The sequence below is a fragment of the Luteitalea sp. genome, from assembly GCF_022842525.1.
Classification (GTDB): domain Bacteria; phylum Acidobacteriota; class Vicinamibacteria; order Vicinamibacterales; family Vicinamibacteraceae; genus Luteitalea.
Genome location: NZ_JALHPM010000358.1, coordinates 1 through 3,107, shown reverse-complemented (window position 1 = coordinate 3,107; position 3,107 = coordinate 1). Strand labels below are relative to the sequence as shown.

Genomic DNA, 3,107 nt, shown 5'->3' with positions numbered 1-3,107 from the left:
ACGCATGGCCGGTCGGTGCGCCCCCGCCGTCGCCCCACAACGTTGACGCGGGGGTGGGCCGCCGAGTGCTCCGGGCGTTCGGTCGCGGTGTAGTACGCGACCTCGAAATCCATCCCCGCCAGCGTGTCCCCCAGTAGCCGCGCGCAGGGCTCATAGACGTCCCCCGGCGGGTTGACCGTGGGAATCCGAATGAGCGCCTGCGTGAGGGCGACGATCTCGTCCCGGGCCATCTCCACGGCTCGCAGCACCGAGTCCCGTGCGGTAGGTTTGCCCATCTCGCTCGATCGAATTGGTGTGTCCGTGGCGATCCGCCCACCGCGTCACCGGGCGCTGCCCGGGGCATGCGACGCATACACGCAGTCGGCCGCCCGCGACGACAGGTCGCGGGGGACTGGAGACATCATGGTTCACGTCACGTCCCAGCCGCAACCAGACGGTGCGAGAACGGCACCGCGCGCACGGTGGCGCCGCCTGGCGCTGTCGTCGGCCTTGGCGTGCACCGCCTGTTCGCCCGGGGCGACGCGCGCCCAGACGCCTCCACAGACGCCCCCGCTCGTCGAGCGCTCGTCGACCGCGGGCGGACTCACCGCGGTAGCCGGGATCCGGGTCGGGCACTTCACGCTCACCGAGCGACCCACCGGCTGCACCGTGATCGTCGTCCCGGCGGGGGCCGTGGCCGGCGTGGATGTGCGCGGCTCCGCGCCGGGAACCCGCGAGACCGACCTGCTCGACCCGGTGAACACGGTGTCGGTGGTGCACGGCATCCTGCTGACCGGGGGGAGCGCGTTCGGGCTCGACGCCGCCGGCGGGGTGATGCGCTACCTCGAGGAGCAGGGCATCGGCTTCGACATGCGCGTGGTGCGTGTCCCCATCGTGCCGGCGGCGGTGATCTACGACCTCGGGGTCGGCGATCCGAAGATTCGCCCCAGCGCGGACTGCGGGTACCGTGCGTCGCAGGGGGCGACGCCCGGAGCGGTCGCCGAGGGGAGTGTGGGTGCCGGAGCGGGGGCCACCGTCGGCAAGCTGTTCGGCGGCGCGCGGGCCATGAAGGGGGGCGTCGGGACCGCGTCGATCACCCTCCCCGATGGGTTGACCATCTCGGCCATCGTCGTGGTCAATGCGGTCGGCGACGTCATCGATCCGGCGACGGGGGCCGTGGTGGCCGGCGTGCGCGGAGAGGATGGCCGCTCGCTCGCCGATGCGCGCCGCCTGATCCGCAGCGGCGCGACGCGCCCCGCGGCGCGGTCGGGGGAGAACACGACGATCGGCGTGGTGGCGACCAACGCGACGCTGACCAAGGCGCAGGCGAAGAAAGTGGCGCAGATGGCGCACGACGGCATGGCGCGGGCCATTTCGCCTGCGCACACGATGGGTGACGGCGACACGATCTTCTCGCTGGCAACCGGCGCGCGTGCCGAGCCGGCCGAGGTCACGACGATCGGGGCGCTGGCCGCCGACGTGATGGCCGAGGCGATCGTGCGGGCCGTCCGGGCGGCACGTGGGCTGCCCGGCTACCCGTCGGTGCAGGACCTCACGGCGCGGCGTTAGGCAGGCGGCACCCGCCCGGTGACCTACCACCTGCCGCTCCTGCTCGGCTACTCGGCGCTGATGATCGCCGTCGGCACCTACATCGGGCGCCGGGTGCAGAGCACCGAGGGATTCTTTGTCGCGTCGCGCGGGCTGGGGCCTGGGCTCCTGTTCGCGACCCTGCTGGCCGCCAACGTGGGGGCGGGCTCCACCGTCGGTGCGGCCGGACTCGGCTATCGGGACGGGGTCGCGGCCTGGTGGTGGGTGGGGGCCGCAGCCATCGGGTCGCTGGTGCAGGCTTTCTGGGTCGGGCCCTGGATGCGGCGCGAGGCCGCGTCGCGCGGGCTCAAGACCGTCGGCGACTATCTGGAGCAGCGCTATTCCACGTCGGTGCGCGTGATCGTGGCGCTCCTGCTCTGGTTCGGGACGCTGGCCATCCTCGCCGGGCAGCTGATCGCGATGTCCACGCTGCTCACCGTCGTGGCCGGGCTGCCGAAGTGGGCAGGGTGCGTGCTGGGCGGCGTCGTCATGACCGCCTACTTCACGGCCGGCGGGCTGCTGTCGAGCGCGTGGGTGAACTTGTTGCAGCTGACCGTGCTGATGGCGGGGTTCGCGGTGGCGGTCCCGGCGGCGCTGGGGACGGCGGGTGGGTGGTCCGGCGTCGTGGCGCTGGTGGAGGCCGGGAGCGCGACCGCACCGCCCCCCGGCGAGGGATTCTGGAACTTCTGGCAGAACGGCGCCTCGGGGTGGAAGTACCTCGCGCTGCTGGGGCCGGCGTTCATCATCTCGCCCGGGTTGCTGCAGAAGATCTTTGGCGCGCGCGACGACCGCACGGTGCGGCTGGGGACGGCGGCGAACGCGGTGGTCCTGCTGGGCTTCGCCTGCGTGCCGATGCTGGCGGGGATCATCACGCGCGCGCTGCATCCCGGGCTGCCCAGCGAGCAGTTGGCCCTCCCCACGCTGCTGATGTACGATGTCCCAGTGGCCGTGGGGGCGCTGGGGCTGGCGGCGCTCTTCTCCGCCGAGGTGAGCACCGCCGACGCGATCCTGTTCATGCTGGCCACGTCGCTGTCGCAGGACCTGTATCGCCGCTTCGTGCGGCCGGCGGCGACCGACGCCCAGGTGCTGCGCGTGGCGCGCGGGGCGGCGGTCGCCGGCGGGGTGTTGGGGGTGCTGCTGGCGCTGGTGGCCGAGACGATCATCGGGACGCTCTCCTTCTTTTACAGCGTGCTGGGCGTCTGCCTGTTCGTGCCGGTGCTGGCGGGGCTCTTCGTGCGGCGCTTCCGAGCCACCGAGGCGCTGGCGGCAATTGGCGGCGGGATGCTGGTGATGCTGTCGCTGCAGCTGACGGTTGGCGTGGCGGGGGTGCGCGGAGTCACCCCGGCCCTTGCGGGCGTCCTGTCGTCGGTGGCGGTGGCGGCGGTGGCGCACCGCGCACTGCGTGGCCGCGTGGGACGAGGGGACACGGACCTGAACCGATCGGGGAGTGCATGACGGGCGACATGTTCCGGCTGGGTGGACGCGGCGTGGCGGTGGTGGGGGCGGGGTCGGGCATCGGCGAGGCGGTCGCGCGCGCCTGC

At 73.0% G+C, this 3,107-nt stretch carries 2 protein-coding genes and 1 pseudogene; 2 read left to right on the top strand and 1 reads right to left on the bottom strand.

What is annotated here, in order from left to right:
• Positions 1-275 (bottom strand): annotated as a pseudogene (locus Q0C41_RS30905) (succinyl-diaminopimelate desuccinylase); the annotation flags it as partial.
• A gap of 127 nt (positions 276-402) precedes the next feature.
• On the opposite strand from Q0C41_RS30905, the gene Q0C41_RS30900 reads away from it, so the two are divergent.
• Together Q0C41_RS30900 and Q0C41_RS30895 are read left to right on the top strand one after the other, a co-directional pair.
• The gene (locus Q0C41_RS30900; protein WP_291990812.1) at positions 403-1,548 is read left to right on the top strand and encodes a P1 family peptidase; all 1,146 of its coding nucleotides are present in this window, start codon (positions 403-405) and stop codon (positions 1,546-1,548) included.
• Positions 1,549-1,566: 18 nt separating this feature from the next.
• Positions 1,567-3,021: a sodium:solute symporter gene (locus Q0C41_RS30895; RefSeq protein WP_291990810.1), complete on the top strand. Its 1,455-nt coding sequence runs from the start codon at positions 1,567-1,569 to the stop codon at positions 3,019-3,021.
• Positions 3,022-3,107 lie beyond the last annotated feature (86 nt).

Excerpts from the sequence above, each read along its gene's own strand:
- Q0C41_RS30900 (WP_291990812.1), top strand. The coding sequence starts at position 403 with ATGGTTCACGTCACGTCCCAGCCGCAACCAGACGGTGCGAGAACGGCA.